The sequence below is a fragment of the Streptomyces sp. PU-14G genome (assembly GCF_041028275.1).
GTDB lineage: Bacteria > Actinomycetota > Actinomycetes > Streptomycetales > Streptomycetaceae > Streptomyces.
The window spans coordinates 1-3,538 of sequence record NZ_JASKYT010000514.1 but is presented as its reverse complement, the minus strand read 5'-3'; the positions used below and the strand labels follow the sequence as shown (position 1 = coordinate 3,538).

At 72.5% G+C, this 3,538-nt stretch carries 4 protein-coding genes; all 4 read left to right on the top strand.

From position 1 onward, the window contains the following. On the top strand, window positions 1-498 hold a 498-nt coding region (locus AB8Z75_RS32580), incomplete at its 5' end, for a hypothetical protein (protein WP_369208375.1). A 25-nt stretch (window positions 499-523) separates the two neighbouring features. Continuing rightward, window positions 524-1,534, top strand: coding sequence for a segregation/condensation protein A (locus tag AB8Z75_RS32575; RefSeq protein ID WP_369208373.1), 1,011 nt, complete (start codon window positions 524-526; stop codon window positions 1,532-1,534). Beyond that, window positions 1,527-2,240, top strand: a complete 714-nt coding sequence (gene scpB, locus AB8Z75_RS32570) for an SMC-Scp complex subunit ScpB (RefSeq protein WP_369208371.1) — start codon at window positions 1,527-1,529, stop codon at window positions 2,238-2,240. Before AB8Z75_RS32575 ends, scpB begins: the two co-directional genes overlap by 8 nt. Beyond that, a complete protein-coding gene (locus tag AB8Z75_RS32565; RefSeq protein ID WP_369208369.1) occupies window positions 2,240-3,451 on the top strand; it encodes a pseudouridine synthase in 1,212 nt (403 codons plus the stop codon). The genes scpB and AB8Z75_RS32565 overlap by 1 nt, the downstream gene beginning before the upstream one ends. The last annotated feature ends 87 nt before the right edge of the window (window positions 3,452-3,538 follow it).

The following is a 3,538-nucleotide window of genomic DNA, read 5'->3' as shown; positions in this document are numbered from 1 at the left end:
GGCGGTTCTTGGTGCCGCCCCCGCGCAGGGCGAGAGGCCCGCACGGCGCGGCGGCGGCACCAAGAACCGCCAGGCCCCGCCCTCTTCGACCGCCACGTCCTCAGCGTCATCGCGCCGCGGACGCGCGGCCCGCCGGCCCAGCGGGCGTGCCCCCAACAGGCCGCCCCCGCGCAGGGCGAGAGGCCCGCACGGCGCGGCGGCGGCACCAAGAACCGCCAGGCCCCGCCCTCTTCGACCGCCACGTCCTCAGCGTCATCGCGCCGCGGACGCGCGGCCCGCCGGCCCAGCGGGCGTGAGCGCCACGACGAGAAGATCACCGTCTACGTCTCGGCCGAAGAGCTGATGGACCTCGAACACGCGCGGTTGGTACTGCGCGGCGAACACGGGCTCGCCGTCGACCGCGGCCGCATCGTCCGCGAGGCGGTCGCCGTGGTCCTCGCCGACCTCGAATCCCGCGGAGACGCGAGCATTCTCGTACGGCGGTTGCGCGGGCGCTGACCTGCTTGCCAGTACGCTGCCTGCGATGCCCCCACCGACTCCTGACGAAGCGCTCCGCAGCCGGGGCCCCCGCCGACCGCTGGGGCGGGGGCCCGCAGCGGCGCACGAACCGGAGCCGGACGCCGCCGCCGAAGACGGGCCGGACACGGCCACGGAGCCGGCGGCCGTCGGGGAGCCGGAGCCTGAGCCGGAAACGGCGGGCGAGGGGGAGGCCGACGACGGCCGGTTCCGCGTCGTCCTGGACAACTTCGAGGGCCCCTTCGACCTCCTTCTCCAACTCATCTCCAAGCACAAACTGGACGTCACCGAAGTCGCGCTCTCCAAGGTCACCGACGAGTTCATGGCGCACATCCGCGCCATGGGGCCCGCGTGGGACCTCGACCAGACCACCGAGTTCCTCGTCGTCGCCGCCACCCTGCTCGACCTGAAGGCCGCACGGCTGCTGCCGCAGGCCGAAGTCGAGGACGAGGCGGACCTAGCGCTGCTGGAGGCCCGCGACCTGCTCTTCGCCCGGCTGCTCCAGTACCGCGCCTACAAGGAGATCGCCACCATCTTCGCGGGCCGCCTGGAGACGGAGGCCCGGCGCTTCCCCCGCACGGTGGGGCTGGAGCCGCACCACGCCGAGCTGCTGCCCGAAGTGGCGCTCAGCGTCGGCCCCGAGGGCTTCGCCAGGCTGGCGGTCAAGGCGATGCGGCCCAAGCCGAAACCGCAGGTGTACGTGGAGCACATCCACGCGCCCCTCGTCAGCGTCCGCGAGCAGGCCGAGGTGGTCGTCGCGCGACTGCGGGAGCGGGGCGAGGCCAGCTTCCAGGAGCTGACCGAGGACACCACCGACACCCTCACCGTCGTCGCCCGCTTCCTCGCGCTGCTGGAGCTCTACCGCGAGCGGGCCGTCGAACTGGACCAGGACGAGGCGCTGGGCGCGCTGCTCGTACGGTGGAGCGGCACGGTCGACACCGCGCCCGTGGTGACCGACGAGTTCGACCAGGAGCCGGGAGCGCGCAGGCAGGAGCCAGAGGAGCACAGGAATGAGTGACACAGCAGCCGGCACGGCCGAGGAGAGCTACGAGGTACAGGAGGCCGATGTCTCCCCGGCCGCGGCGCGCGCGGGCACCGAGCCGCCCGCCGGAGACCTTCAGGTCGCTCAGCTGGAGCTGAAACCCGCCCTGGAGGCGGTCCTCATGGTCGTGGACGAACCCGCCACCGCCGAGCACCTGGCCAAGGTGCTCCAGCGGCGCCCCCGCGAGGTCTCCGACGCCCTGCGCGAGCTGGCCGACGAGTACACCGTCCAGGGGCGCGGCTTCGAGCTGCGACTGGTCGCCGGTGGTTGGCGCTTCTCCACGCGCGGTGACTACGCGGACGCGGTCGAGCGTTTCGTGCTCGACGGCCAGCAGGCGCGGCTGACCCAGGCCGCGCTCGAGACCCTCGCCGTCGTCGCCTACCGGCAGCCGGTCAGCCGCTCCCGCGTCTCGGCGGTACGCGGCGTGAACTGCGACGGCGTCATGCGTACGCTGCTCCAGCGCGGTCTCGTGGAGGAGGCGGGCACGGAACCCGAGACAGGTGCGATCCTTTACAGGACGACGCATTACTTTCTGGAGCGGATGGGCCTGCGCGGCCTGGACGAGCTTCCGGAGCTGGCGCCCTTCCTTCCGGAGGCGGAGGCCGTGGAGGGGGAGACCCCAGAAGGCATGCCGTCGTTCGACGTAGACGATCCTTCCCCCGAGCCCCAGACGGAACATTGATGCGAAGCAGCGGCAGGAACACCGACGGTAACCGAGGCGGCAAACAGGGCGGCGCGGGCCGCGGCGGCCAGGGCACCCCACGCGGCGGCGCCCCGCGCGGCGGCGCCCCGCGCGGCCAGGGCGGCGGCCAGCGGGGCCGGGACCAGCAGTCCCGCCAGCCCCGCCCCGAGGAGCGCCGCTACACCCAGACCGGCGGCAGCCGCCCGAGCGGCGACGGCCGACCGAGCGGCGACGGCCGCAGCGGCGCCAAGTCCCAAGGCGCCCAGAAGCCCCGAGGCGGCCAGAAGCCCCGAGGCGGCCAGACCGGCCGTGGCGGTCAAAGCGGTGGCAACATCCGCAAGAACGTCACCAAGAGCGGCGCCCCCAAGGCACGCGACCGCAAAGCCTCGGCGCCCGCACGCCCCCGCGAGTACGAGGCGCAGATCGAGGAGCGCAACCGCGCCCGGCACAGCAAGCCCGCCGTCAAGCTCCCCAAGACCTTCGGCGAGCAGGAAGGCGAGCGCCTCCAGAAGGTGCTCGCCCGCGCCGGTATGGGCTCCCGCCGGGCCTGCGAGGAACTGGTCGACCAGGCCAGGGTCGAGGTCAACGGCAAGATCGTCGTCGAGCAGGGGCTGCGCGTCGACCCGGAGAAGGACGAGATCAAGGTCGACGGGCTGACCATCGCCACCCAGTCCTACGTCTTCTTCGCTCTGAACAAACCGGCCGGCGTCGTCGCCTCCATGGAGGACCCCGAAGGCCGCCAGTGCCTGGGCGACTACGTCCAGAACCGCGAGACCCGGCTCTTCCACGTCGGCAGGCTGGACACCGAGACCGAGGGGCTGATCCTGCTCACCAACCACGGTGAGCTGGCCCACCGCCTCACCCACCCGCGCTACGGCGTGACGAAGACCTACCTGGCCGCCATCCAGGGCCCGCTGCCGCGGGAACTGGGCAAGCAGCTCAAGGACGGCATCCGGCTGGACGACGGGTACGCGCGCGCCGACCACTTCCGCGTGGTCGAGAACCACGGCAAGAACTACCTCGTGGAGGTCGCCCTCCACGAGGGCCGTAAGCACATCGTGCGGCGCATGCTCGCCGAAGCCGGCTTCCCCGTCGAGAAACTCGTCCGCACCCGCTTCGGCCCCATCGCGCTGGGCGACCAGAAGTCCGGCTGGCTCCGCCGCATGACCAACACGGAGGTCGGCATGCTCATGAACGAGGTAGACCTCTAAAGCCCCGCTCCGAGCCCCTCTCACCCCAGAGAGCACCCACACATACCCCGGGGGCTCCTAGGGGGGCGAAGCCCCCGTAGCGGGGGG